The sequence below is a fragment of the Achromobacter sp. MYb9 genome, from assembly GCF_002975275.1.
Lineage (GTDB): Bacteria > Pseudomonadota > Gammaproteobacteria > Burkholderiales > Burkholderiaceae_B > Achromobacter.
In genome coordinates this window covers 16,203-42,479 of the sequence record NZ_PCOQ01000031.1, presented here as the reverse complement: position 1 = coordinate 42,479, position 26,277 = coordinate 16,203, and the positions used below count along the sequence as shown (strand labels likewise).

At 66.3% G+C, this 26,277-nt stretch carries 24 protein-coding genes; 10 read left to right on the top strand and 14 right to left on the bottom strand.

Annotated features, from left to right (window positions below; genetic code table 11):
* Positions 1-14: 14 nt before the first annotated feature.
* Positions 15-296 (top strand): peptidylprolyl isomerase, encoded by a 282-nt coding sequence (locus CQ050_RS27860; protein ID WP_105560068.1) that lies wholly within the window; start codon positions 15-17, stop codon positions 294-296.
* A gap of 94 nt (positions 297-390) precedes the next feature.
* Here CQ050_RS27860 and CQ050_RS27855 read toward each other — a convergent pair whose 3' ends face one another.
* From CQ050_RS27855 to CQ050_RS27840, 4 genes are all read right to left on the bottom strand, one after another.
* The gene (locus tag CQ050_RS27855; RefSeq protein WP_105560094.1) at positions 391-1,131 is read right to left on the bottom strand and encodes an ATP-binding cassette domain-containing protein; all 741 of its coding nucleotides are present in this window, start codon (positions 1,129-1,131) and stop codon (positions 391-393) included.
* Between the two features lie 11 nt (positions 1,132-1,142).
* Positions 1,143-2,105: a substrate-binding domain-containing protein gene (locus tag CQ050_RS27850; protein ID WP_105560067.1), complete on the bottom strand. Its 963-nt coding sequence runs from the start codon at positions 2,103-2,105 to the stop codon at positions 1,143-1,145.
* An 18-nt stretch (positions 2,106-2,123) separates the two neighbouring features.
* Entirely contained in the window at positions 2,124-3,065 is a 942-nt protein-coding gene (locus CQ050_RS27845; RefSeq protein ID WP_105560066.1) for an ABC transporter permease, read from the bottom strand.
* Between the two features lie 145 nt (positions 3,066-3,210).
* The gene (locus CQ050_RS27840) at positions 3,211-4,761 is read right to left on the bottom strand and encodes an FGGY-family carbohydrate kinase (protein ID WP_105560065.1); all 1,551 of its coding nucleotides are present in this window, start codon (positions 4,759-4,761) and stop codon (positions 3,211-3,213) included.
* 123 nt (positions 4,762-4,884) lie between these two features.
* Here CQ050_RS27840 and CQ050_RS27835 point away from each other — a divergent pair, with 123 nt between their 5' ends.
* The 4 genes from CQ050_RS27835 to CQ050_RS27820 all read left to right on the top strand — a co-directional run bounded on the left by CQ050_RS27835 (position 4,885) and on the right by CQ050_RS27820 (position 8,384).
* On the top strand, positions 4,885-5,214 hold the full coding sequence (locus tag CQ050_RS27835; RefSeq protein WP_105560064.1) for a YegP family protein: 330 nt from the start codon (positions 4,885-4,887) through the stop codon (positions 5,212-5,214).
* A 159-nt stretch (positions 5,215-5,373) separates the two neighbouring features.
* Positions 5,374-6,309, top strand: a complete 936-nt coding sequence (locus tag CQ050_RS27830) for a 3-keto-5-aminohexanoate cleavage protein (RefSeq protein ID WP_105560093.1) — start codon at positions 5,374-5,376, stop codon at positions 6,307-6,309.
* 46 nt (positions 6,310-6,355) lie between these two features.
* A complete protein-coding gene (locus tag CQ050_RS27825) occupies positions 6,356-7,555 on the top strand; it encodes an ABC transporter substrate-binding protein (RefSeq protein ID WP_105560063.1) in 1,200 nt (399 codons plus the stop codon).
* A 25-nt stretch (positions 7,556-7,580) separates the two neighbouring features.
* Complete coding sequence (locus CQ050_RS27820) at positions 7,581-8,384, top strand: SDR family oxidoreductase (RefSeq protein WP_105560062.1); 804 nt, start codon at positions 7,581-7,583, stop codon at positions 8,382-8,384.
* Between the two features lie 6 nt (positions 8,385-8,390).
* Here the strand turns inward: CQ050_RS27820 and CQ050_RS27815 are convergent, their stop codons facing one another.
* Together CQ050_RS27815 and CQ050_RS27810 are read right to left on the bottom strand one after the other, a co-directional pair.
* A complete protein-coding gene (locus CQ050_RS27815) occupies positions 8,391-9,320 on the bottom strand; it encodes a LysR family transcriptional regulator (protein ID WP_105560061.1) in 930 nt (309 codons plus the stop codon).
* Positions 9,321-9,408: 88 nt separating this feature from the next.
* Entirely contained in the window at positions 9,409-10,881 is a 1,473-nt protein-coding gene (locus CQ050_RS27810) for a DUF1254 domain-containing protein (protein ID WP_105560060.1), read from the bottom strand.
* A 161-nt stretch (positions 10,882-11,042) separates the two neighbouring features.
* Here CQ050_RS27810 and CQ050_RS27805 point away from each other — a divergent pair, with 161 nt between their 5' ends.
* A complete protein-coding gene (locus CQ050_RS27805; RefSeq protein WP_105560092.1) occupies positions 11,043-11,633 on the top strand; it encodes a hypothetical protein in 591 nt (196 codons plus the stop codon).
* A gap of 59 nt (positions 11,634-11,692) precedes the next feature.
* Here the strand turns inward: CQ050_RS27805 and CQ050_RS27800 are convergent, their stop codons facing one another.
* Both CQ050_RS27800 and CQ050_RS27795 read right to left on the bottom strand, forming a co-directional pair.
* Positions 11,693-12,259, bottom strand: a complete 567-nt coding sequence (locus CQ050_RS27800; protein ID WP_105560059.1) for an ureidoglycolate lyase — start codon at positions 12,257-12,259, stop codon at positions 11,693-11,695.
* On the bottom strand, positions 12,256-12,495 hold the full coding sequence (locus CQ050_RS27795; RefSeq protein ID WP_105560058.1) for an Arm DNA-binding domain-containing protein: 240 nt from the start codon (positions 12,493-12,495) through the stop codon (positions 12,256-12,258). Before CQ050_RS27795 ends, CQ050_RS27800 begins: the two co-directional genes overlap by 4 nt.
* Before the next feature lie 139 nt (positions 12,496-12,634).
* Between CQ050_RS27795 and CQ050_RS27790 the strand changes: the two genes are divergently transcribed.
* Entirely contained in the window at positions 12,635-13,015 is a 381-nt protein-coding gene (locus CQ050_RS27790; protein ID WP_105560057.1) for a cupin domain-containing protein, read from the top strand.
* Between the two features lie 2 nt (positions 13,016-13,017).
* On the opposite strand, the gene CQ050_RS27785 is transcribed toward CQ050_RS27790, so the two are convergent.
* Both CQ050_RS27785 and CQ050_RS30920 read right to left on the bottom strand, forming a co-directional pair.
* A complete protein-coding gene (locus tag CQ050_RS27785) occupies positions 13,018-14,262 on the bottom strand; it encodes an MFS transporter (RefSeq protein ID WP_105560056.1) in 1,245 nt (414 codons plus the stop codon).
* Between the two features lie 86 nt (positions 14,263-14,348).
* The gene (locus tag CQ050_RS30920) at positions 14,349-14,495 is read right to left on the bottom strand and encodes a hypothetical protein (protein ID WP_158266090.1); all 147 of its coding nucleotides are present in this window, start codon (positions 14,493-14,495) and stop codon (positions 14,349-14,351) included.
* Positions 14,496-14,648: 153 nt separating this feature from the next.
* Here CQ050_RS30920 and CQ050_RS27780 point away from each other — a divergent pair, with 153 nt between their 5' ends.
* Both CQ050_RS27780 and CQ050_RS27775 read left to right on the top strand, forming a co-directional pair.
* The gene (locus CQ050_RS27780) at positions 14,649-17,765 is read left to right on the top strand and encodes a WG repeat-containing protein (protein ID WP_105560055.1); all 3,117 of its coding nucleotides are present in this window, start codon (positions 14,649-14,651) and stop codon (positions 17,763-17,765) included.
* Between the two features lie 2 nt (positions 17,766-17,767).
* Complete coding sequence (locus CQ050_RS27775) at positions 17,768-20,659, top strand: WG repeat-containing protein (protein WP_105560054.1); 2,892 nt, start codon at positions 17,768-17,770, stop codon at positions 20,657-20,659.
* Positions 20,660-20,677: 18 nt separating this feature from the next.
* On the opposite strand, the gene CQ050_RS27770 is transcribed toward CQ050_RS27775, so the two are convergent.
* Entirely contained in the window at positions 20,678-21,538 is an 861-nt protein-coding gene (locus CQ050_RS27770) for an oxaloacetate decarboxylase (RefSeq protein ID WP_105560053.1), read from the bottom strand.
* Between the two features lie 104 nt (positions 21,539-21,642).
* On the opposite strand from CQ050_RS27770, the gene CQ050_RS27765 reads away from it, so the two are divergent.
* On the top strand, positions 21,643-22,524 hold the full coding sequence (locus CQ050_RS27765; protein WP_105560091.1) for a LysR family transcriptional regulator: 882 nt from the start codon (positions 21,643-21,645) through the stop codon (positions 22,522-22,524).
* Between the two features lie 33 nt (positions 22,525-22,557).
* Here CQ050_RS27765 and CQ050_RS27760 read toward each other — a convergent pair whose 3' ends face one another.
* The 3 genes from CQ050_RS27760 to CQ050_RS27745 form a co-directional block, all read right to left on the bottom strand.
* A complete protein-coding gene (locus tag CQ050_RS27760) occupies positions 22,558-23,373 on the bottom strand; it encodes a siderophore-interacting protein (RefSeq protein ID WP_105560052.1) in 816 nt (271 codons plus the stop codon).
* A gap of 25 nt (positions 23,374-23,398) precedes the next feature.
* A complete protein-coding gene (locus tag CQ050_RS27755) occupies positions 23,399-24,121 on the bottom strand; it encodes a PadR family transcriptional regulator (RefSeq protein ID WP_233214339.1) in 723 nt (240 codons plus the stop codon).
* 99 nt (positions 24,122-24,220) lie between these two features.
* Positions 24,221-26,260: a transcriptional regulator gene (locus tag CQ050_RS27745; RefSeq protein WP_233214337.1), complete on the bottom strand. Its 2,040-nt coding sequence runs from the start codon at positions 26,258-26,260 to the stop codon at positions 24,221-24,223.
* Positions 26,261-26,277 lie beyond the last annotated feature (17 nt).

Genomic DNA, 26,277 nt, shown 5'->3' with positions numbered 1-26,277 from the left:
CCCAAGGAGCCCCCATGGCACAAGCCTCCGCCCGTCACATCCTCGTTTCCACCGAAGCCAAGTGCAACGAACTCAAGACCGCCATTGAAAACGGCGCTGACTTCGCACAAGTCGCCAAGGAAAACTCCAGCTGCCCGTCGAGCCGTGACGGTGGCAACCTGGGCACCTTCGGCCCGGGCCAGATGGTCAAGGAATTCGATACCGTCGTGTTCAGCGCCCCGGTTGGCGAGGTTCAGGGCCCGGTGAAGACCCAGTTCGGTTATCACCTGGTTGAAGTGACCAGCCGCAAGGACTAAGTCCCGCTGCTGCACGCGAAAAGGCCGCCGCCAGGGGAAACCCGGCGGCGGCCTTTTTCTCGCTGCAATCAGTACCTGCTATGCCCGCCCTAACTCATTCCTTGCCCGTCATCACCATATGCGCCAGGGCATCGGCATTCAGCCCGGCCACGTCGCGCTCGATGACTTTGGCGCCGCTCTTCAGGATCGCGACGCGGTCGGCCAGGGCGACGACGTCGGCCATGTTGTGGCTGATCAGGATCACGGTGCGCCCTTCCTCGCGCAGCTTGCGCACCAGATTCAGCACCAGCGCCGTTTCCTTCACGCCGAGCGCCGCGGTGGGCTCGTCCATGATGACGACGCGGGCATCCCAGCGCAGTGCGCGGGCGATGGCGACGGCTTGGCGTTGGCCGCCGGACATGCGTTCGACGGGACGGTCCATGTCGTCGATGGGTACCGACAGGCGTTGCAGATAGCCGCGCGCGTCCAACGCCATGCGGCGCTTGTCCAGCACATTGAACGGCCCCACGCGACGCACGAGTTCCGCGCCCATGAAGACGTTTTCCCAGATGGACAGGCGCGGCGCCAGCGCCAGATCCTGGTAGATCGTCGCAATGCCTTGCACCAGGGCGTCATGGGGGGACCCGAACACGACCTTCCGGCCGTTCAGGCTGAGTTCCCCGCCCGAGGGTTCCTGCGCGCCGGAGATGATGCGGATCAGCGTGGATTTGCCGGCGCCGTTGTCGCCGCAGATGGCCATGACGCGGCCCTCGGGCACGTCCAGATCGACGCCCTTCAAGGCTTCGACCGCCCCATAGGACTTTCGGATCTGGCGTAGCGACAGCGCGGCGGTCATGGTGGTCACGGTTACTTTGCGGCGGGTTGCAGGAATTTCTGGACGTTGCCGGCGTCGACCAGCACGGAGTCCATGAACAGATACGGCCCGGCGACGACCTTGTCCTTGGGTTCCTTCTTGACGACGATGCGGTCGATGGCGTCGATGGCGCTTGCGCCCAACTGCTCAAACGGGATCATCATGGTGGCGGTGATCAGGCTGTTGGGGTCGGCGATGCGGCGGTAGGTTTCCGGGCCGCCATCGACGGACACCAGGGTGATGTCGCCTTTCTTCATGCCTTGGGATTGCAGCAGGTCGTCGATGACGTAGGCCTGGCCATCGAACGATGCCCACACGCCTTTGAACTGGCCCTGGTGGCGCAGGAACAGCGCCTGCATGCCATTGCGCACGTCATCGCGCCAGCTTTGGGTGCGGGCCATGCTGAATTTGGCCAGATCCTTGACGGCCGTGTTTTCGGTCAGGACGGCATCCAGCATCTTGCCGCGGATGCGCGTGCCCGAGTTGCCGTCGAAGCGGGCGGACAGGATGTTGCCCTGGTAGCCCATCTTGCCCAGCAGATACAGCACGGATTGCGCGCCGGTGGCGTATTCGTTGACTTCGACGTCGAACAGCATGTGCGGGCTGGCGCCCGACATCACGCCCACGACGGGAATGCCCTTCTCTTTGGCGGCTTGCAACTGGGCGTCGGTTTCCACGGGCTTGCCCATGGCGACGACGATGGCGCCGACCTTTTTGTTGACCAGGGTGTCCAGCTGTTCGGCCAGCTTGGGCAGCGACCCTTCGGCGTTCAGTTGCGTGACCGTCCAGCCTTTGGCGCGAGCGGCCTCGGCCGCGGCATTGGCCACGCGGGCATGCGTTTCGGACGACATCTGAAAGGCGACGATGCCCACGTCCAACGCGTAGGCGGCGCTGGCAGCCAGCGACTGCAAGGCAAATGCGCTGGCCAGCAGCGTGCGCTTCAAGGTTTTGGTCATGGTGGTTTCCCCTTCGAATCAGAATTTGAAGGCCGCTTTCTTCAGCACGGCCGATGACACCGCGACGGACGCGATCATGATGAAGCCCAGCACGATGTCCTGCACGTAGTACGGCGCGCCCATCAGTACCAGGCCGTTGCCCAGCACTTTCAGGATCAATGCGGCGACGAGGGTGCCGGGGATGTTGGCGTGGCCGGGGTTGAACATGGTCATGCCCAGCAACACGGCGGCAATGGCGTACAGGAAGTAGTCGCCGGCCATGTTGGGCGCGGCGGACGACAGGCTGGACGTCAGCAGCACGGCGGCCAGCCCGGCGCAGAGGCCGGACAGGGCCAGGCCGATGCGCTTCATGGTGCCGATGTTGATGCCGGCCAGCCGTGCGGATTCGCCCGCTTCGCCAGTGGCCGTCATGCGGGCGCCGGTGCGAGTCCACTTGATCAGGAAATAAGCGACCAGCACCGCGCCCAGCATCCACAGCACCAGCGCGGGGATGCCGAAGGGCTTGGCGCGGGCCAGGTCGGTGAACGCGGCAGGCCAGCGCCCCACATAGGACACGCCGTCGGTCAACATGAAGGCGAAGCCGCGTGCCATGGCCGCCATGCCCAATGTGGCGATCAGGGACGGGACGCGCAGGCGGGTGACGGCGATACCGTTGACCAGGCCGCAGACGAGACCGATGCCCAAGCCCGCGGCGATGGCGACCGGCACGGGCTGACCGGTGTGTACCAGAGCCCCAGTGACGACGGCGGCCAGGCTGGCAACATCGGCCACCGAAAGGTCCAGTTCGGCGGTCACCAGCGCCAGCGTGAAGCCGATGGCGATGATGGCCAGGAAGCTGGTTTCCTTGGCAATGTTCAGCAGATTGTTGGGCGCCGCGAAATTTGGAGCGGCGATGGCGAAGAAGCCCACCAGGATCAATCCCGCGATTGCCGTGCCGTACTTTTCCAGGATGCCGCGCATCGACTCAACCCTTGCTGCGTTGGTATTCGTTGTAGTGCAAGGGTTATCCACCACCTGCCGGGCGTTCACGCCCTGATGGCGTAGCAGTTTATACCCGGGCGGCGCGGCGCAGGACGGTCGTGTCGCCGCGCCGTACCTAGGGTTTTTACGGCAGGCGCATCGCGGCCAGATCATGCGACACCGGCATCAGCGCGGCTTCCGCTGCACGGAATTGCGCGTACATCTGGCGGTAGGCGTCGCGGCGGTGAGCTTGGGGCGCGTAGCGGTGCGCGGTGCGCACCAGGGCATCCTGCGCCGCAGCGAAGCCGTCGTAGCGGCCCAGCGCGGTCCAGGCGGCGACGGCAGCGCCCACGACACCCGGCTGTTCGGCCTGGCCCACGACAATGGCGCGCTCGCAGATGTCGGCCTTGACCTGGCACCACTGCGGGCTGGCCGCCGCGCCGCCGCCGAAGCGGATTTCTCCGACCGGCGCGCCCAGGGCGGCCTCGGCGCGTTCCAGGACGGTACGGTTCAGGAAGGCCACGCCTTCCAGCACGGCCCAGGCCAGGTCGCCCGGACCATGGCGCCGGTTCAAGCCGATGAAGGCGCCGCGCAGGTTCGGATCCCAGTACGGCACGCGTTCGCCCTGCAGGTACGGCAGAAACAGGGCCGGCTGCGGGTCGCGGGGCGCGCCCAGCAACGCGTCCATGGCGGGGCCGACGCCTGCCATCCCCTCTGCGCCCAGGCGGCCCAACAGCGGCAGCAGCCAGGCCACCGTATCGGCGCCGTTCTGGCCGGGGCCGCCAATCTGGTGAGTGCCGTTGCCCCAATCCACGGTCATCAGGCCCTGCGCCTGGACAGGTTCGGCGCCCACCGCGCCAAAGACCTCGGTCGTGCCCGATATGTTGTAAGCGTAGCCCTCGCGCAGCGCGCCCAAGCCTGCGACCGCCGCCCAGGTGTCGTTGGCGCACGCGATGACGCTGCGGCCCGCCAGACGGGCCAGCGCGCCGCCCAAGCCGGCTTGGACGGGGCCGACGACATCCAGGGGGGACAGCAGGGGTGGCACCCACGCGGGGTCGGCGCCCAAGGCCGCCAGCAGGCCAGGCCCCTGCGCATGTTCGCGAGCAGCCGCTGCCAGGCGCGCCATGGAAACGGTGTCGCTGGCTGCCCTGCCCGTCAGGCGGAAGTTCAGGTAGTCCTTCGGTTCCAGCACGACGCGCACCCGCGCGGCATGCTGCGGCTCGGCGTGCAGCAGCCACGCCACGCGCGCCCAGGGATGGAAAGCGTTGATCTGCTGGCCTTCGGGATGCCCGGCCGGCATTGCAGCCAGCCATCCCGCCACGTCCGGGGCCGCGCGCGTATCGCGCCAGGTGATGGCCGGGCGGATGGCGGCGCCTTGCGCGTCGACAAAGACCTGGGTGCGTGTCACGCCGCAGATGGCAACAGCTTGCACGGTGTCGAACGCCGCGCCCGCCTGCGCGGCCAAGGCGTCGGACAGGGATTGCAGGCCGCGCCACCAGGCGTCGGCATCGATCTCGTCCCAACCGGGGTGGCGGCCTGCCCCGGCGGGGCTATCCATCACGCAGGAATGGGCGATACCGCCGTTTTCGTCCACCAGCGCCGCGCGAAAGCGGGTGCCGCCCAGGTCTACCGCCAGGACGTATCCGTTGCGGGGAGTCTGGGGGGAAGTCGGGCGAAGAATCGGGCTGTCGGGCATAGCCGTCGATTGTATTTCAGCCCGCTATCCCAAAATCGCGCGCATCAAGTATTCTCGGCGCACGCCACCCGGCGTTCTGCAAGTTGCCCAGGCGTTACCCCTTCAACAAGAATGGAGACGACGATGAGCGGTTACTTTGTACTGAAGCGTAGCGGGACGCAGTTCATGTTCAATCTGCACGCGGGGAATCACGAGGTGATCCTGACCAGCGAGCCATACACGACCAAGGCCTCGGCCGAGGGCGGCGTCGCCGCCGTGCAGAAGTACTCGGCCGACGATGCGCGCTATATGCACAAGACGGCAAAAGACGGCTCGCACTACTTCACGCTGGTGGCGGCGAATGGCGAATCGGTCGGGCGCAGCGAGATGTACTCGACCGCGCAAGCGCGGGACAAGGGCATCGAATCGGTCAAGACGAACGGCCCGAAGTCGCCGACCAAAGACCAGACTTGATGGTGTTTTCCCGTAGAGCCGTCGCCCGCCCGGGCGGCGGCTTTTTTACGCGAGCCGGCAACGCCCGGCGTTCACGTTGCGCCGCAGCACCGTAAAGCCTATCAGTTGATAATTTCTGTTCAGGTGACAAGGCCAGGACCGTGCGACAGAATGAGCCGCATGAAAAAGCCCAAGAACAATGTGATCATCACCTGCGCCATTACCGGTTCGGTGCACACGCCGTCGATGTCGCCGTATCTGCCCGTGACGCCCGAGCAGATCACGCAGTCGGCGCTGGAAGCGGCCGAGGCCGGCGCAGCGATCGTGCATCTGCACGCACGCGATCCGGATACCGGCAGGCCCACGCAGGACCCCGCGCTTTACGCGCAATTCCTGCCGCGCATCAAGGCCGCCAGCGACGTGGTCATCAACATCACCACCGGCGGGTCGCCCGTGCTGCCGGTCAGCGAACGCATGCTGCCCGCCACAACGTTCAAGCCGGAGGTCGCCTCGTTGAACATGGGGTCAATGAACTTCGGCATGTATGAATTGCTGGAGCGCTTCAAGGACTTCAAGCACGACTGGGAACGCCCGTACCTGGAAGGCAGCAACGACCTGGTCTTCAAGAACACGTTCAAGGACATCGAGCACATCCTGACGGCTTGCAGCGACAACGGCACGCGCTTCGAAATCGAGTGCTACGACATCGGGCATTTGTACACGGCGGCGCATTTCGTCGACAAGGGTCTGCTGAAGCCACCCTTTTTGATCCAGTCCGTGTTCGGCATCCGCGGCGGCATCGGCACGCACCCGGAAGACGTGATGATGATGCGTCGCACGGCTGACCGCCTGTTCGGCGACGCTTACCGCTGGTCGGTGCTGGCCGCCGGACGCAAGCAGACGCCGCTGGCCACCCAGGCCGCGACGATGGGCGGTTATGTGCGCGTGGGCCTGGAGGATTCGCTGTGGGACGGCCCCGGAGAACTGGCGCATTCGAACGCGGATCAGGTGCGGCGCATCCGCCGCATTCTTGAAGACCTGTCGCTGACCATCGCCACGCCGGACGACGCGCGCGAGATTCTGCAACTGAAAGGCCGGAACAACGTCTCGTTCTGACGCGGCGCCGGAAATAACACAACAACCCACGCGGGGAGACAACACCATGAAGAAGACCTTGAATGCGGCCGCAGCCGCCGTATTGCTCAGCCTGGGCGGCGCGGCCAGCGCCGATGACGGCGTGATCCGCATCGGCTTCATCACCGACATGTCGGGCTTGTCCGCCGATGCGGACGGCCCTGGCGGCGCCGAAGCCATCAAGATGGCGGTGGCGGACATGGGCGGCGCGGTGGCGGGCAAGAAGATCGAAGTGCTGGTGGCCGACCACCAGAACCGCGCCGACATCGCGTCGTCGCGGGCGCGGGAATGGCTGGACCAGAAAGGCGTGGACATGCTGATTGCGGGCGCCAATTCCGCGGCGGCGCTGGCGATGGCGAAGGTGGCTGAAGAAAAGAAGGCGCCGTTCTTCGTGGTCAGCGCCGGCGCGTCCGAGCTGACCAACGCGCAATGCACACCCTACACGGTGCACTACGTGTACGACACCGTGTCGCTGTCTCGCGGCACGGCGCGGGCCATGTTGAAGGCCGGCAATAAAGACTGGTACTTCCTGACCGTGGATCACGCGTTCGGCCACGCGTTGGAGCGCGACGCGTCGGCGGTCGTTCAGGCCGATGGCGGCCAGGTGAAGGGCCGCGTGCGGCATCCGTTGAACACGGCCGATTTCTCGTCGTTCATCTTGCAGGCGCAAGCGTCGGGCGCCACGGTGCTGGGGCTGGCGAATTCCGCCAACGACACCAGCAATGCCGTCAAGGCGGCCGCGGAATTCGGATTGACGCCCGGGATGAAGATCGCCGGCCTGCTGGTGCTGATCACCGATATCCACGCGCTGGGCCTGGCCGCCGCGCAGGATATGTACCTGACCACGGCGTGGTATTGGGACCAGGACGACGCCTCGCGCAAATGGGCAGCGCGTTTCGAGGAACGCATGAAGAAGAAGCCGTCGATGCTGCAGGCCGGCGATTATTCGGTGACGACCACCTACCTGAAGGCGGTGCAGGCCACCAACACCACGGATGGCGACGCCATCATGAAATGGCTCAAGGCCAACCCGGTGAACGACTTCTTCGCCAAGGACGGCCGCATCCGCGCCGACGGCTTGATGGTGCACGACATGTACCTGATGCAGGTGAAGAAGCCGTCCGAATCCAAGGGGCCCTGGGACTACTACAAGCTGATCGCGCAGATTCCCGGCGACCAGATCTACACGTCGCCGCAGGAATCCACCTGCCGCCTGATGAAACCCTGATCCCACCCACTTCTGGAATAGCGCAATGACCCCGCATGATTCGACCGTCCTGCCGGTGGACCTGAGCGGCCGCCGCGTCATCATCACCGCCGGCGCAGGCGGCATCGGCGCGGCCCTGGCCGATGCCTTCGCCGACCGCGGCGCCCGCGTCCACCTGTGCGACGTGGACAAGAACGCCGCGGCGGCCAGCCGCCACGCCGCCAGCCACGCCGACGTCAGCCGCCGCGAAGACGTCGACCGCTACATGGAGACCGCGCTAGCGCACCTGGGCGGGCTGGACGTACTGGTGAACAACGCCGGCATTGCCGGCCCTACCGCCCGCATCACCGATATCCAGCCCGACGACCTGAGCGCCACGCTGGACATCAACCTGGCCTCGCAATTCCACACCGTGCGCCACGCGGTGCCTGCCCTGCGCCAGTCCGGCGGCGGCGCCATCATCAACATCAGTTCCGTTGCCGGCCGCATGGGCATTCCGATGCGCACGCCGTACACCGCGTCGAAATGGGGCGTGATCGGGCTGACGCGTTCTTTGGCGGTGGAGCTGGGCGGGTATGGCATCCGCGTGAATGCGCTGTTGCCCGGCCTGGTGGCGGGCCCGCGCATCGACCGGGTAATCGCCGCCCGCGCCCACAACATGGGGCTGACGGTAGAGGAAGAAACCAAGCTGGAGCTGGCCGGCGTCAGTCTGCATCAGTTCGTGCGCGCCGCCGATATCGCGAACATGGCGCTGTTCCTGGCGAGCCCTTACGGCGCGATGGTCAGTGGGCAGGCCATCAGCATCGACGGCGACCTGCAGTCCCTGCCCTGGCAACCGCCGGCCGACTGAAGCGCACTAGGTGATGAGCTGAATCGTATCCGCATAGACGCCTGTGCGCCGCGCTTGCGCCGTGGCGTGCAGCGCTCCCAATAGCCGGCCGGTCAGCTCGTGGTTCTGTGCGTCCCGACGCGTGATCAACACGAATTCGAACCACTGCCGCGAGGCCAGCGGCAGCGCCACCAGGTCGGGGTAGACCGACGCGATGTCGGACGCCGACAACGCGTTGACCAAGCTGATGCCCTTCACGGCACGGACGGTTCCCGGCACCAGCGTCATATGCGCCTGCATGCCGAATTCCAGCTGCGCGGAATCGCCGGTATCGCCCTGCGCCACCACGTAGTCGGACCAAAGCGGCTTCACGAAGGTGTCAGGCGCGATATCCGCCACGGCCACCACGCCGCGTCTGGCCAATGGATGTTCGCGATGCGCGATGGCCATGACATCGGTGCGCAGGAACGGCGTGAAGTTCAGGCGCGGGCTGTCGCCCCCGACCGCGCCCAGGCCGAAATCCGCGCGCATGGTCTCCACCGCGCTGATCAGCTGCACCGACGACTCCACGTCGACCGAGAACGGCCGCTTGCCGTGTTCGTCCAGGTAGCGCTTCACGGCCTCGGGCGCATAGCTCAGCGCCAGCGCCGGCGACGACGCGATGCGCAAGCCACGGCCGCCGAACTGCTCGATGCTGTGCAGCGCTTCGTCGATGCGCACCAGTTCGTCCAGCACGAACTTGGCCTCGGTGTACAGGTACTTCCCCGCCTCGGTGGGCCGCAAGGTCTTGTGCGAACGGTCGAACAGCTGCACGCCCGTGGCGGCTTCCAGGCGCGAGACTGCATGGCTGATCGCCGGTTGCGTCAGGTTCATCACTTGCGCCGCCTGGCGCGTCGATCCGGTCATGACGACCGTATAGAAGATACGCAGATCATGGATATTGAAGTTGCGCTTCATGCCCCTGAACCCTCCCGATGGGACAAGCGGCCGGCCTTGGCCCGGCCGGTCTTCGGCGTCCCAATCCAGGCGATGCGCGCCGATGTGCCTATTGCGCCACCCGCTCTATTCCCGGCGATTCCCACTTGCCTTCCAGCAAGGCCGGCTTCGGCCAGTAGTAGCGCATCGTCACCATGAACGGGCCTTGCGGCGCGGGCAGCCAGTTGGATTCCTTGCCCTTGCCTGGCGATTTTGCCTGGATGTAGATCGTCAAGCCCCCGTCTGCGTCCTTCTTCAGGGACGACAGCATGGGCGAGTTGATCAAGTAGCGATTGATGGGATTCGAGACCAGCAACTGCGAGGGCAACCCGTACATGGTCATGGACCAGAACGCGTTGACCGGCGGCAGGCTGCGCGGCGCGAAACGCACCTTGTAGGCGTACTGACCATCCAGCTCCTGGCCGCGGCTGTCCTTTTCCAGCACCGGATACAGCGCTTCATCGCGGCTGTTGGCGCCAATGCCGACCTGCGTGCCGGTGGCGCGCGACAGATAGTCGTTCTTCAGCGTGTTGCGGTCGCCGAACAGCGTGTCGGTCTTGCCGGCAAGCGCCGCGCGGTTCTTGTCGATGTCGTTCTGCGCCGAATGCATGCCTTCTTGCAGCGCGCGGCGCAATGCAGGGTTCATGCCCTCGGTTTTGAAGGGCTGCCCAGGCTTCAAGCCAATGCTGGCGAAACGTTCACGCAGCCATTTCTCGGTGGGGTGCGTAGGCGCGAATTGCAGCAAGAAAGCCAGTTGGTTGTAGAACTCGAGCGACGAGCGCATTTCGCCGGGAGGCACCGGCGGGATCCAATCCACCGCAGGCGGCGCGGGTGGCGCAGGCCGCTTGGCGAAGGCCGACAAGGGCTGGATCTTGTAGCGCGCCTGGATGCGTTTGACGTTCTCAAGGTCTGCCGGGTTGAACAACTGGGTCCGGCCCACCATGTTGACCAGTTCGGTTTCCGACTTGATCACCTTGGTGATGCCCTTGGGCACGCTGCCTTTCCAACGCGGGCCGGCGATCAGGAAGTTGCCGCCGCCGTTGCCGGTGGTGCGGCTGCCGATGTAGGCAAAGTTGTACGTGTACAGGTCCATCAATTGCAGGACGAAGTAACGGCGCTTTTCCATGGGGGGCACGGAAATGACGACGGGTTCGGCGCGCAGGTCCAGGATGGCGAACGAATAAGGCGTATCGGCGTTCGGCGTGACGAATGCCGTGTCTTCGGGCGTGAAGACGCGCGAAATACTGTTCACTGTATTGAACGGCCCCTTGTATTGCGGGTTGTTCTTGTCGATGCTGAACGCGTACATGGTCTGGTAACTGGCGACCATGGGCGTGCCGTACAGATAGGCCTCGCGGGCGATGCTGCGCGCCTGCTGGCCCGTCACGCCCTGGATGCCCACCGATTGCGACCCGGTTGCCTCGTCCGGCGACGTGAAGCTACACCCGGCCAGACCGCCTGCCAGCAGCGCCGCCGTGAACCACCGCGCGGGCTTGCCACGCAAGGCGGAGGAAAATCCAGTGCTACTCTGGCGGTCGCGCATGGTGGCTCCAACACGTGGCTGATGTTGGCAACGCCCTGGTGGCGGCAGCGTCGCGGGCTAAGCAGGAAATCCGGAAAACGATTCTGGCATATTTCCCGTTGATGAAAAAGGACCGGTGCAGCAAGTTCAGCACGGGTTCGCACAGGAACAACACAACAGGCATGGGCATACTGAATCAAGAGAAGGACGGCGACGAACTGGGCGCAAACCTGCGAGCACCGTCGTACTACGTGCTGCAGGCTTCGTGCCGCTGCTCCCAATGCGGAGAATCCACGCCCGTGTTCGCGCTGGCCGTGCCGCCCGACCACGAGAGCACGGAAGGCGACCTTGACCTGGACGCCGAGGGGGACAGCACTGGGCTGGACCCTGGCGCGTTCCACCAATGGCTATTCAGCCCTGCGCAATGGCAGCACATCGAGGGGCCCGCGCTGCTGTCGCAGGTTGGCATCTTGTCGGACCCCGTCGCACGCACGCTGCGCGCACTGGCCCCCACCGTGCGGCAGAACCCGGAGCGCAACGGCCAGTGGACCAATTTCTGCGAACACTGCGACAGCGCCGTGTGGGAAGGTGCGCTGTACCCGACTCCCGGCCAGCCCTTCTGCCCGAAGGACGATGCGGCGGCGGCGCAGATCGTGGTGCATGCGGTGGACGAACCCCTGGCAGCGTTTACCGCCATGTGCTGGACGGACGGCTACCGCAACAAATGGCCGCTGTTCAAGCGCCTGGGCGCAGCGTGCCGCAAGGCGGAATGACCGTCGCGGAATAACCATCGCGGAATGAAGCGGGAATTGCGCCGCGCGCCTGGCCGCGCTTATTGCATGGCGGTTTCCGGCGTCATTTCGGCCAGGCTTTCCAGCTGATGGAGGGGAATCTCCACGATGGCGCTTTCCGTGGCGCGCGCCTCGGTGGTCAGATGCTGGATCAGGTCCACCGTCGTGGACCTGCGCGTCAACATCAGGCAAGTAACTTCGTGCTCGACGACACGGGTCGCATGCCAGCAACCCGGCCGCATGCAGACGCCCTGCCCCTGCGGCACGCGAAACGCGGCCAGCGTGGTGAGATCCGGGCTGCCGTCGGCGGCGCTCTTTGCAACCACCTGGATGATCTGGCCCGTCAGCGGCACGATGGCCTGTTGCGTCAGCAGGTGCTTTTCCAGACTGGCGATTTCCACGGACGGGCTGCGGTAGTTGACCCACAGCAGTTCGGCGTCGCCGCCCGCGCCCGTGTTGAACACGTGTTCCTGCCAGAAATCCGTGGCCGGATTGGAAAACAGCGGCACGCCATTGCCGTCCGGCATGGGCTTGCCCAGCATCCAGCCGTAAGCCGAAAAGGCCTGCGGCGTAAGGTCGTTGACGATCAGTTGCGTGTGGCTTGTCATGCGGAACCCTGTGATGGCTTCGGAAGCGTGCCGCGCTTGGGAAACTCGGCGTCGTAATCGAAATCGCCGCGCGCGATGGCTTCCAAAATGGCTGCCCGGCGGTCGGCGGCGCGTTTCAGGTTGGCGGCGGTGGGCTTGACGCGGATGCGTTCAACGCAGTGCCGGCCGTCATAGAAGAAGCCGATCTCGATGGACGATTCGGACGCGGGCCTGACCCCATCGAACCCCTGGCTCATCGCCTTTCCCGTTATGGTTGCTGATGGGGGACATGATATCGCTTCGCGGCGCCACGCTGGAACCGGCGCGCGCGCCTGGGACGAATCCGGTTCGCCTCGTTACTATGACAGCACGACTCCCCACCCGAGGATGCGCAAAATGGCTACCGATCTGTCGTCGCATTATGTCTTGCTGGACGCCTCCGGCGCGGCTTCCACCGTCAACGGCGGGGATGCGTTCTGGTCGCAGACGCCCGAGGAACTGGACCGCTACGGCCGCGGCTGGCTGGTGTCGGAATACACCTTCGCCGCCGACTGGCCGCAATGGGAGATGCACCCTGAAGCGGACGAAGTCGTGCGCCTGATGTCGGGCGCGGCCGAGCTGCATCTGGAATGGCCGACAGGCATCCAGGCAGTGAAGATGCTGGGCGGCGACGCCTACGTGATCCCGAAAGGCGTCTGGCACACGGTGAAGGTGATCGAGCCCTGTCGCATGCTGCACATCACCATGGGCGCGGGCACGCAGCACCGGCCGCTGTAGCGTCAGCCGGGCGCGCTGGCGGTCTGCCTCCGCGTGATTTCGCGGTCATCGATCGGCCAATGCAACATGGCCGACAAGACACCCAGCGCCATCGCGATCAACCAGATCAGGTCATAGGACCGGGTAGCCTCGAACACGATGCCACCCAGCCACACGCCCAGGAACGACCCCAGCTGGTGGCCAAAGAACACGAAGCCGAACAGCGTGGTCAGGTACCGCACGCCGAACACCTGCGCGATCAGCCCGTTGGTCAGTGGCACCGTGCCGAGCCAGATGAAACCCATGACGGCCGCGAAGGCATAGACCGTCCAGGAAGACAGGGGCAGCAACAGGAACAGCGCGATGGCCGCGGTGCGCACCAGATAGATGCCGGCCAGCAGGTACTTGCGGCGATGCCGCGCCCCCAGGATGCCGCAGGCATACGTGCCCATCACATTGGTCAGCGCGATGATTGCCAGCGCGCCCACCGCGTCGGACGCGCGCAGGCCCTTGTCCATCAGGTACGCGGGCAAGTGTGTGCCAATGAACGCCAGCTGGAAGCCGCAAGCCAGAAACCCCAGGTTCAATAGCCAGAAACCCGGCTGGGCGAACGCTTCGCGGATCGATGCGCGCAGGGACAGGCCGGCGTCCGGCGCGGCCGGGTCGTGCGCGGCGCGGGCCGGTTCACGCAACGGCCAGGCCAAGGGCAGGACGATAGCCAGCAGCACCGCGAACACCAGCAGGGCGCTGACCCATCCGCCGCCACCGATCAGCCATTGCGCGGCTGGCACCAAGATGAACTGGCCCAATCCGCCGACGGCGCCCGCCACACCCAGCGCCCAGCCCCGGCGTTCGGGCGGCACCAGCCGGCTCAGCGCCCCATAGATGACGGCGAACGCGGAGCCGGATAGCGCGATGCCAATGCACACGCCCGCCGTCAGCAGGAAGGCGACAGGCGTCGCCGCGTGCGCCATGCCGACCAGGCCCAGCGCGTAGAACACCAGCCCCCCGCCAATGACCTTGGCCGATCCGTAGCGGTCGGCAATCATGCCGGTGAAGGGCTGGGCGATGCCCCAGGTAAGATTCTGCACCGCCATCGCCATGGCGAAGGTTTCACGGCTCCAGCCCCGGTCCATCGAGACCGGCAGCAGGAACAGACCCTGTACATGGCGCACGCCCAGGGCCAGGCCCATGACGATGCCGCCGGCCAACACCAGCAGCCACAGCCGCGAGGCATCGGGGTAAGACCTGGCAAACGGGGACGGCATGGTGCTCTCTCCTGTCTGGCGCGGCGCACTGGCGTCAAAGGCGCGTGGCATCCATTACAGAAGCGCCAAGCCGGGACTTCAACCGATTATTTTTTGTCCGCGACATGCACGGGGGGAATGTGACCCGGCGGGATCGACGCGGGCGCATGGACCGAGAACACCGAGCCCTTGCCCGGCGTGGACCGCAGCCGGGAGACACGGTGGTCTTCAGGCTGCGGTACGTGATGGCGCATTAACGTTTTCTTCTTAATCGTTACATTTGCCGCTTTATTGTTTGCTACTGCTGGTTACAGTGCTGCCTCTCCCAATTTTTGACAGGCAGCTGACATGTGGCACGTCCGGCTTGGCGCATTCCTTCCCGCGGGCCTGCCCCGCGCCCTCCTGCAATGAGGGCCGCGATCAAGCCCCTGACGCTGGCCTTGGCGTTTGCCCTGCCCAGCCTGGCCAGCCCGGCGCACGCCGATTCGTGGATCAACCGGTGCACCGCCAGCTACTACGGCCAGGGCTCCGACACGTACTGCCATCAGGCCTACAGCGAAGGCCTGGCGGCCGTGCTGACCGGCTCGGCCGACGACCCGGCGGGCGTCTGGGGCTACCTCGACAAGCAAGGACGCATGGCGATCACCCCCGCCTACGCCGAGGCCTCTCCGTTCCAGAATGGCCTGGCCGCGGTGAGCCAGGACGGTCTTTGGGGCTACATCGACACCCGGGGCCAGTGGGTCATCAAGCCACGCTTCGGCAGCGCGTCGGGATTCAATGCCGAAGGCACGGCCTTGGCCGAAGAAGACGAACGCGACGTGCTGATCGATCGTCAGGGCAAGGTCATCAAGACCTTCGAGCTGGGCACGCGCACGTGGGGTTTCCGGCCCGGACAGAAATTGGCGTCGATCGAAGTGCCTACGCCGCCGCGTCTCTTTAATATCGCCACGGGCAAGGCCGCCTCGTTGCCCGCAGGCGTGATGGCGCTGGCCGCCCCCACCGAGGGCTATCTGCCAGCCCAGTTGCGCGAATCCCGCTACAACGGCTGGTGGGGCCTGTTGGATGACAACGGCCGCTGGGCACTGTCGCCGGACGTGCTGCGCTCGCAGGCCGCGCCGATTCGCGACGGCGGCGTGCTGGCCGTGCGCCGCGATGAAAAATGGCAATTCGTGGATCCGCGCGGTGCTGCGCTGTCGCCCGCACGCTACGAACGCGTGCAGCGGGTGGCGGCCGGCCTGTGGCTGGTGACGCCCGAAGACGGCAAGGCGGCGCTATTGGACGCCAAACTCCAGACGCTGCACACCTTCTCGAATGCCTACGTCGGCTTGCAGGAGCGCGATGGTTGGCGTTACCTGCCGGATGTCTCGATGACGCTGTTGATCAGCCCGGCCGGCACGCTGGAGCAGTTGGCGCTGGACCATGGCCGCGTCGAGATCAATCAGGGGCGGGCCTGGGTCTACGGCGTGCGGGCGTCGTCGCCGGGCGCGGCGGACGCCGGCGCGGCCGATGACGCCACCCGCGCGACCGGCCTGATGGATGCCGCGAAGGAAGGAACGCCGGCCGAGGCCGATCCCGGCGAGGCCGTCGACGCCGCAGGCATTGCCGGCGACGCCGGAGCCCCCGCGGATGCGGTTCCCGCGGCGGCGGCGGCCGATACCGCCGCGACCGTCATGACGGACGTCGCGGCCCCGCCGACGGCCGCGGACAGCGCGCAGGCCGCGTCCGACCCGAATGCCGATACCGCGGCGGCCACCGACGTGACGGTATCCGCCGTTCTGGCAGACGGCGACAGTCAGACGACGTCCATGGCCGCGCCGGGCGTCGAAGCCCTGATCCAGATCTACGCCGAGGACGGCAAACCGCTGCTGGACGCCGACACCGTCGCGCGATTGCGCGCCTACGAGATCACCGCCTTTTCCCCGGGCAAGACCGCCGGGCGCAGCGGGGCCGCGGCGGGCATGCCGCTGGCGTTGCTGCGAACCGGCGACTACCAGCAGCCGCCGTCGATCCTGACGGCGTCGGGCACGGTGGTCTCGAACCCGGAATGGGAGGCCATCGACGCCTATGACGCAACGATGCCGCTGGTCGTGCGCACCTCCGGCGGCAAGTTCGGCGCCATCGACGGCAAAGGCGCCTGGGCCGTGCCGCCCAAGTACAGCGGCATCCGCAAGTTCAGCGGCGCCTATACCTGGGCCCGCACGTCGAACATGTCCCGCGACGACGCCTTGCTGATCGACGCGCGCGGCAAGACGGTGCCCATTCCCGCCGACGTCGCGGCCGACGCCACGCACCTTGACGGCGACCTGCTGCTTTACCGCGCGCCGGACGAGAACCGCGCACGCCGCTGGGGCATCTGGAACATCCGCCGGGGCGCGCCGGCGCTGAAACCCGTCTACGAACACATCGAGGAATTCGAAGACGACTGGGCCCGCGTCCAGGACAAGGACCACTGGGGCGTCGTCAACCGCGACGGCCAGTGGGTCGTGCGCCCCACGCACGAGAGCGCCTACAAGATGGAATACCTGGGCGACGGCTTCATGCTGGTGGACGACCCCGACGCCAAGGACACCGCCAACCGCTACGCGGACAGCCCGTACCGTCTGGTCAATCTTCGCACCGGCAAGGCCAGCGCCACCGTCTATGGCAAGCCCGCCAAGATCAAGGACGGACGCTATATCGGCGAACTGGCGGACGGCAGCCCCGTGCTGTTCGACGCGCAGGGCCACGCAACCCGCCTGTCGCAAGGTAAGCCGGAAAGCCGGGAGCAGTACGGCGACTGGGTCATCATGCGCAACGACGAACGCGAAGGCGCAATCGACGCCCGGGGCAATTTCGCCGTGCCCGCCCTGTATGGCGAATTCAATCCCTTCTTCGTGCAGCCGGAAGGCCTTGCACGGGTCAACCTGGGCACCGGATACCGCCTGATCGACCAAAGCGGCAAGACGGTGCTGGAAAAACGCGGAGACGGCTTTCCGCTAGCGTCGATGCAACGCCTGCTGTTCACCGACGCTTCGGAATCCAGCGCCATCATGACTGACCTGCAAGGCCGGGAAATCACGCGTTTCCCCGGCCGCTATTCGGTCGAGTACAACGGCGCCAGCGAAGGCGTGGCGCCCTACAGCGACGAAAGCGGCCGCTCGGGTTTCGTGAACGCGGACGGCAAGCGCGTCGTCGGCGCGCACTTCTCCCAACTCGGCCCGATGAAAGACGGCCTGGCCCGCGCGCGCCGCCTGGAGCGCACCGGCAAGCTGTATGGATTCATCGACTTGACCGGGCGCTACGCGATTCCGCCCGCGTTCAAGTGGGCCGACGATTTCCATGACGGGCGCGCGATGGTCCTTCGGGACGGTGGGGTCGAATTCATCGACACCCACGGCAAAATGACCGCCCTGTTCGGCGTGCTGTGCGACACAGTGGTGATCTTCGACGCGGAGGAAAACCTCACGTGGCCGAAAGAGGCGCTGACCTGCCCCGAAGCCACGCAAGTGCCTCCCCCCGTCCTCGACAACGCCAAAGCAGAATAACCATGACGTCACGCGTGATCCGCACCACCCGACTCGCCTGCGCGATTGCCGCGCTGGGCGCATCCCTGTCCGCGCATGCGCAAAGCGGCCATCTGTATTGCCTGGAAGAAGGCAGCTACCGCACCGACACCAACGCCGACGACATCTCCAACAGCAGTCCCTTCACCAACGGCTGCATCCGCGCGCTGTCGGACGGACGCGCCGCGGTGTTGCTGCCCTCGGCCCTGGAAAACATTAACCGCGTCCCCATGGACCAGTCGCTGCGCCGCCACGCCTGGGGGTTCCTGGACTCGAACGGCCGGCTGGCGATCCGGCCGCTATTCGAGGATGTGCGCGACTTCCGCCACGGCCTGGCTGCCGTGCAATGGAAGGGAAAATGGGGCTTTATCGACACGCGCGGGCGCATGGCCGTGCCGCCGCGTTTTGACAGCGTCCAGGACTACGCCGAGATCGGCCTGGCCGTGGCCATGCTGGACGGACGCCAGCAATTGATCGACCGCCAGGGGCAACCCGTGGGCGAACCCCTGGACACGGGCATCCAGAACCTGTTCCTGGCCGATGGCGTGCCGGCCCGGGCCGCGGTGCAATACAAGCAGGAATACCGCGGCATCAATGGCGAACGCCGTTTCGCCAAGCCCGGCATCACCATCACGCAGTCCTATGGCCAGGGTCTGTACATCGCCATCAATGACGAACACCGCTACGGCGTGGTGGACGGCGATTGGAACTGGGTGGTCGAACCGGCCTACGAAGACATCCTGACGCAGCACGACAGCCGCCCGGCCGTGGCCTATAGCCGCGACGGCGCCGTGCTGATCGGCACGGACGGCAAGGTGACCGGCGCGGACCAGCATTACAACAGCCTGCAGCCGGTGGGCAAGGCGTTCTGGAGCGCCGAACTGGATGGCCGCAAGGGCTATGCCGTGCTGGATGCCGCTGGCGCGGTCGTCACGACGATGAAGCCGGACGAAGCCCAGGAGTCCCAGCGTTTCCAGGACACCCTCGTCTACCCCGTGGGGGAAACGCTCATGGCGCTGGTGCCGGGGCAGCCCGCACCGATCAAACTGAGCGGCGCGTCGACGCCGACCCAGAACGAAGAAGGCTTCGTGATATTCGCTGACCAGACGGGCGCGCCCGCCGGCGTGCTGACGCCCAAGGGCGTCTGGCTAGGCGGCGACACCGCGCCTGCCTGGTTGCCACAGGCAGGACCGATGGAGCTGCGCCATGGCCGGCTGTGGATCCGGAAGCAGGAAGGCGGGTTGCTGAACGTCCTGGATGCCGACGGCCGCGTACTGCTCAAGCCCGAAGCGGTGGAAGCGACGCAGAGCATGGAACTGAAGGCGCCGCCGTTGAACATCCCGGGCGCGCCGCTGGGCATATTGGGCCAGGGGCATTGCCAATGCGGCATGACAGGCGCCGGCCTGATTCTGGCCGACGGCAGCTGGGTCACCGATCCGTGGTGGACGGACCTGATTGCGCTGGACGATTCCGATGAGCGCCGGGTCGACGACCCGGAATACCAGGACGGCCCGAACGCGCTGAAGCCCGAACAACTGCGCTACGCGGCCGAGACCGAACGCGGCCTGCAACTGCTGGACGCCAACGGCAAGCCGTTGCCACTGCCGCCGCAGCAGCATATCGGCACATTCCGCCACGGCTATGCGCTGACCTACGCCGCCGGCGTCAACCGCATGATCGACCGCGAAGGCAAGACTTACGACCTGCCCGATGTCTTCCAGACCGACATCGTCGCGCCCGGCGTGGTCCGGTTCTTGAAGACGGCCAGCGAAGACGCGCGATGGGGTCTGTACGATTTCGTGGCCGGCAAGGAACTGGCCGCCCCCGCTTTCCACCAGATCGGCCACTTCCAGAACGGCCAGGCCGTGGCCTCGCTGGGCGCGGACCGCGTGGGCGTGATCGATCTGCAGGGACGCTGGGTGGTGCCGGCGGCGCATCACGGCGTCGCCCGCATCAACGACAAGCTGTGGAAGGTATGGCAGGCCGGCGGGCAGGCAGAAGACTATGAACGCGCCGCGGCCGTGTTCAACGACCAGGGCCGCGCGCTGACGTCGTTCCAGCCGCACCTGCAGGTAACCGCGGCAGCGGGCGGAACCATTTCGGCAGACGGCGAGCAGAACCGCTGGATCGTGTCGGCCGACGGCAGCAGCGCGCTGGACCTGCAAGACGCCACCTACGCTCGCGTTGGCGACTGGCTGGAGATCCGCCGCGCCGTGCGCTATGGCTATCTGAACGCACAGGGCGCATGGCAGATTCCCCCCACGGCGGCTGTCGGATCGATCTTCCAGGGCACGCCTGCGCGCGCGCTGTCCACCGACGCCACCGGGACGCGATTGATCGACGCCACGGGCAAGACCGTCTCGACCCTGCCGGACGGCGAATGGCGCTGGCCGCAAGGCTCGGACTGGCTGCTTCGGCATTACGTCGCGAACGGCAAGCCCATGACCGAATACACCGGGCCGGACGGCAAACCGCGCATGAAGGTGGAAGGCACGGCGTCGGCGTTCTCGGCCGGCCGCGCGGTCACGCTGCTATCTACCCGGGCAGTGCGCGCGGTCGACGCCAAGGGGGCATTGAGCGGTCCGGCGTTCGACGCGCTGGGCGCCCTGCACGACGGCCTGGCGGCCGCGCGCACCGACCTGGACTTCGGCTACGTGGATGGCCAAGGCAAATTCGTCATTCCCACCGCCTACAGTGCGGTCACGCCTTTCGCCGGGAAGCGCGCCGTGGTGTCCACGATGGATCTGTCGAAGATCATCGACCCTGCCGGCAATGCGCTGGCCCGCGTCGAGATGGTGTGCGGCATGCGCGCGCTGTACGGCAGCGCCGGCCAGCGCCTGTGGCCGCTGTCCCTGCCGGCGCGCTGCCGCCGCTAGGGTCGAGGCGTTGGACGCTTATTGCGCGTCCAACGCCAGATAGCGCTGCGTCTGCACGATGGCTTCGCGCTCCTTGAAACTTGTCAGGCGGTCGGCCAGCGCGCTGCTGTCGCCGGTCTGCCGGATGGCCGCCAGCGTGGCCTGCATGGCGTGGATGGCGGCGCGTTGCAGGTCCGACGGAATGATGGCCAGGCGATAACCCATCGCCGCCAGGTCGGGCAATGGCACCAGCGGCGTCTTGCCGCCGTAGAACATGTTGATCAGCTTTAGTCCCGGCAGGCGTTCGGCGATGGCCCGTATCTGCGCCAGCGTTTCGGGCGCCTCAACGAAAACCATGTCGGCGCCCGCCTTCACATAGCGTTCCGCGCGCGCGATCGCGGCGTCAAAGCCTTCGACCGCGATCGCGTCCGTGCGCGCGATGACCAACGCATCGGCATCCGAAAGCGTCTGGCGCGCAATGTGCACCTTGCGGCACATTTCGTCGGCGTCCACCAGGCTCTTGTCGTCCAGGTGGCCGCACCGCTTGGGAAAGGACTGGTCTTCGATATGGAAGGCCGCCACGCCCGCGCGCTCCATGATGCGCACGGTGCGCTCCACGTTGGCCGATCCGCCGAAGCCCGTGTCGGCATCCGCCACCACCGGCAGGCCGCTGGCGTCGACGATCTTTTCCACCCGGTCCATCACTTCGGTAAAGCTCAGCAGCCCGATGTCCGGATAGCCCGCCGCGCGCGCAATGGCGCCGCCGCTGGCGTACACGGCATTGAAGCCCGCAGCGGCCACCAGACGGGCCGACATGCCGTCATAGGCGCCGGGCGCCACGACGATGTCTTGGGCCAGATGCTGGCGCAACAGGGTGCTGGGTTTGATGGGCGTGTTCATGCGGGTTCCTTGAGGGCAATGAATCGATGCCTGCATCATCGGCCCGCTGCAATAGAATGTCCAATATATGGAAAATTGATAATCAGTACTTTTCAGGTATGGATATGGAACTGCGTCATTTGCGCTATTTCGTCGTAACGGCCGAGGCCCAGCACTTCACGCGCGCGGCGGAACTGCTGGGCATGGCGCAGCCCCCGCTCAGCCAGCAGATCCGTCAGTTGGAGCAGGAAGTCGGCACGCCGCTGTTCGACCGCACGGGCCGCGGGGTCATGCTGAACGACGCGGGCCGGGCCTTCCTTGCCTGCGCGCAAGACATCCTGCACCGCGCGCAAGCCGCCGTGCAGACGGCGCAGCGCGCCGCGCGCGGCGAGGTGGGAGAACTGACGTTGGGCTTCACCGAATCCGCATCATTCAACGGCGTGGTGACGGCGCTGATCCGCCAATACCGGCAGCAATATCCCGACGTGGAGATGACGCTGTCGCAAGGCGATAGCGAAACGCTGGTGGCGCGCTTGCGCGAAGGCGCCATCGACGCCGCCTTCGTGCGGCCGCCGTTCGCGCTGGATGGCGGCCTGACGTTCACGCAGCTGGCGGAAGAACCGCTGGTGGTGGCCTTGCCCCTGGGCCACGCATTGGCGCGCAGGAAACGGCTGACGCCCGCGGACCTGACACAGGAGCGCTTCATCCTGTATTCCCGAAAGTCCGGGTATGGCCTTAGCGCGGACATCATGGCGGCGTGCCGGCAGCACGGCCTGAACCCGCTGATCGGCCAACGGGCGCCGCAATTGTCGTCGGCGGTGAACCTGGTGGCGGCAGGCATGGGCGTGGCGGTGGTGCCGGAGTCGTTGCGCCACCTGCGTCCCGACGGCGTCGTCTACCGCCCTTTCGCGCTGGACTGGCCGCGGGCGGTGCTGGGCCTTGCGGTGCGGCAGGACCGGCTTGAAGGAAAGGTGGAAAACCTGCTTCGCCTGACGCGCAAGGCGTAAGGCGTCATGGGCGGTGGCCACGTCGCAGGTCGGTCAGTCCTCGTGCGACTCGTGCACGGCCACGGCGCCACGCTTCCAATAGCTGGCGGCGCGAATGCGGCCCTTGTCGATGCCATGCTGCGACACCATGATTTCGCGCACGGCCTTGGCCACGGCGGATTCAGCCGCCACCCAGACATAGCCCTCGCCAGCGGGCAGCACCAGTTCGCGCGCCGCTTCCAGCAGCAAGGTGCTGTAGCCCGGCGCGGTGCCGTCGCGGTGCAGCCAGCGCACGGACGTTTTAGCGGCCGACGGCAGCGGGATCTGGTTAGCGGCGGACGGCACTTCAATCAGCACCATCGCCTGGGCGGCGGCGGGCAGTTCTTCCAGGCGGCGCGCCATCGCCGGCAGCGCGGTTTCGTCGCCGATCAGGACGTGCCAGTCGAAGGCCTTGGGCACCACGAAGGAACCGCGCGGGCCGCCGATGCCCAGCGTCTGGCCGGGTTCGGCCTGCTCGGCCCAGGTGGACGCTGGGCCATCGCCATGCAGCACGAAGTCAACGACCAGTTCGCGGCGGGCCGCATCGAAATAGCGCGGCGTGTAGTCGCGCGCCGCCGGCTTGGGCATGCCCTCGGGAAACTTGACGCCATCAGGGCCGACGGTAGGGACCACCGGCGGCAGCGACGGGTCGGCGGGGAAAAAGAGCTTTACGTGGTCGTCGAACGAGGCGGACACGAAGTCTTGCAGGTCGTCGCCAGTGAAGGTGATGCGGGCCAGCAGGCCTGCGATGCGTTCGGTGCGCGCGACAGTCAGCACGCGCATTCTCAGGTTGTGGCGCACGCGCTCCACGTTCAAATCGGTACGGGTCATTAACGTTCCAAATCGGGGGAAAGGATCAAGCACAGGGCTTGCCGTTGATCTCGTCGGTGGCGCGCGCCAGGATGGCGGCAATGCGCCGTTGTTCGGCAGGCGACGCGTCGGTGCGATCCAGCAACGCCTGCCGGAGGGCGTGCCGGGCTTCCACGAATTCCGGAAGCCAGCCGGTGCGCATGTCCTGGCCTTCCGGGCCCAGGTTGCGGGGCTCGCCGCTCCAGGCCTGGCGCATCCAGTCCATCTTGCGGGCGATGTGCTTGAAACGGTTGAACATCATGGTCAGGCGGCTACGGTTGGCCTCCAGATGCGCCTTGCCGGGTTCCGCCAGGTGGTAGCGCTTCTTGGCGCCGTCCTGCTCAACGGTGGCGTAGCCCAGCTCTTCCAGATAGGTCAACGCGGGGTAGACCATGCCCGGGCTGGGCGTGTAGAAGCCGTTGCTGAGCGTGCCCAGGGCCTTGATGAGTTCGTAGCCGTGGCTGGGGCTTTGCTCAAGCAGGCCCAGCAGCATCAATTGCAGATCATCGGCCGACACGCGGCGGCCGCGCGTGAAGCCACGCCCGTCGCCGCCGAAGCCGTCGGCATCGCCCCGGCCATCGGGCGAGCCCGAAAACCAGTCGCCGCCCGAGGCCGCATGGCGGGGATGATGGCCATGATGGTCGTGGTGGCCATGATGGCCGTGGTGATCGTGATGACCATGGTGGCCATGGTGGCCATGGCGGTCGTTTTGAAAATGGGAATGTCGCATCGGTTCGCTCTTAAGATGTATCTTTAGATATATATCTTACGATACACCCACAAAAATCCAGCCGTCAAGTGCGACGTTCAAACCCGCGCGCAACGGGCTTCACTCCGACCCGATCCGTCTGGCGCCCGCTTTGAACAAGGCCTGGGCCTCGGGCGTCAGCCGGAACGCAGCCAGGAAATCTCCCACGCGGTAGGCGGGATGCGACTGGCGGATCAGGGCCAGGAAGCCCAGCGCCTCATCCACCCGGTCGGCGATGGCCAGGCAGTGGGCGGCAATCGCCAGGATGTGCACATGGGCGTTGGGACGCATCGCCGCCTTGACCGCCCAGTCGGCAGCTTCCTCGATCTGTCCCAATCGGACCAGCGCAAGCGCCCGTACGGCCAGCATGCCGAACATCAAGGGGTCGAAGGGGCTGAGATGGCGCGAATGGTCCGCCGACCCGATCGCCGCCTGGGCGTCGCCCGACTGGCAATGGACGAACCCCAGCGTGTAGTGCCCAAGGGCGAAATTCGGGCTGAGATCCACGGCGCGCCGCAATTCCGCGAGCGACGGCTCCTGGCTCCCGCGCAGCCATAGCGCCCGGCCCATGGCCCAATGCGCCGCCGGATCCCGGTCGTCGGCGCTCAGGCTCTGGCCAGCGGCTTTGAACGCCAGGTCCACCGCCGCTTTCTGCTCGCCCCAGCGCTGGAACGCCGCCTGCCAATAGGTGAAGGACAGTCCCGCATAGGCCCGCGAATATGTGGGGTCCAGCCGCACCGCCATCTCGAAAAAATGCTGCGCAAGGGCATTGTCCGCCTGGTTGAACCGGTACATATGCCACAGGCCGCGATGATGCGCCGACCACGCATCCAGTGAATTCGGCGGTGTGAGAATGGCACGGCTGCGCTCGGCGGATTCGATCTCGATGTCGATCGACGCGACGATCCGATTGCCGATCTCGTCCAGCGCCACGAATGCGTCGTCCAGCGTATGGTCGAAGGCTTCCGCCCAGACGATGCGCGCCGTCCGCGATTCGACGAGCACCACGTCCACGATGATCCGGTTGGTCAGCCGGCGCAGCGAGCCGCTCACCACAAAGTCCACATTCAGCGTGCGGCCGGCCTCCTCCGGCCCCACGCTGCGCTGGTCCAGGGCGAATACCGTCCCCTGCGCAATCACGAACAGACTACGCAGCTTGGCCAATCGGGTGATGATGTCGTAAGCCAGCCCATCGCCCAGCCCGCCCCGCACGCCGCCGCGGGCCGATGCGTCCGCGAATGGCATGACGACGATCGAGGCCCGTCCGGTTCTTTCCCTGCCGCCTTCGGACGGGTCGGCGATCAGCGGCTTGTCGGCGCCGCCCGCCGGTGCCAGCGGGTCTTCCGGTGTAAGCCGAAGCAGCCTCCAGGCATGGCGCAGCGGCCGCCAATCCAGCCCCTCGTCCCCGAAGGCGCGTATCGCGGCGGCCAGGTGCTCTTCGCCCTCGCGAAGCCGCCCCCGGTCGTTTAGCGATTGCAGCATCAGCGCGTGCGCGCGCCGGTCGAAAGGAGCAAGACGCAACCAATTGTCCAGGCAGTCGTAGCGCTCCTCGGACCCAGCCGGTAGACACGCGGCCAGGTGTTCCATCACCGCCGCCTGGCAGCCCCTTAATCGCCGCCGTTGCGCCACCACCCAGCTGTCGAAAAGCGGGCACGACTTGAGCTGCAGGCCGTCCAGGAAATCACCAGCGAACAACGCCGCCAAGCTGCGCAGCCGCTCCACGCCGACGCTGCTGATGCCTTGCCGCATCGCCTGCTCGATATCGAGGACATCGACAAGGCAATCTTGCAGGTCGAGCGTCACCGCGTCTTGATCTGCCAGGATCCGGCGGCGGTCCGGCCCGTCGAGCAAGGCTCTTGCCTTGCTGAGGCACCATCGGAGTTCCCCGCGGGGATCATTCGGAACGTCCCAGAGCAGCTCGCACAGGTGCGTGCGCGTCACCGCGTGCGGGACGAGCGCAAGATAGGCGATCAACGCGCGCAGCTTGCGTGAGGGCGGCAAGACCAAGGCGGCGCCCGCCCGGCTGATCCTCATCGGCCCAAGCATGCGGACACGAATGGCGGTTCCATCCCCGGGAAAATCCGGATGATCCGCCGAGACAGATTCCACGCCGGCTACCACGCCCGCCTCCACGTCCC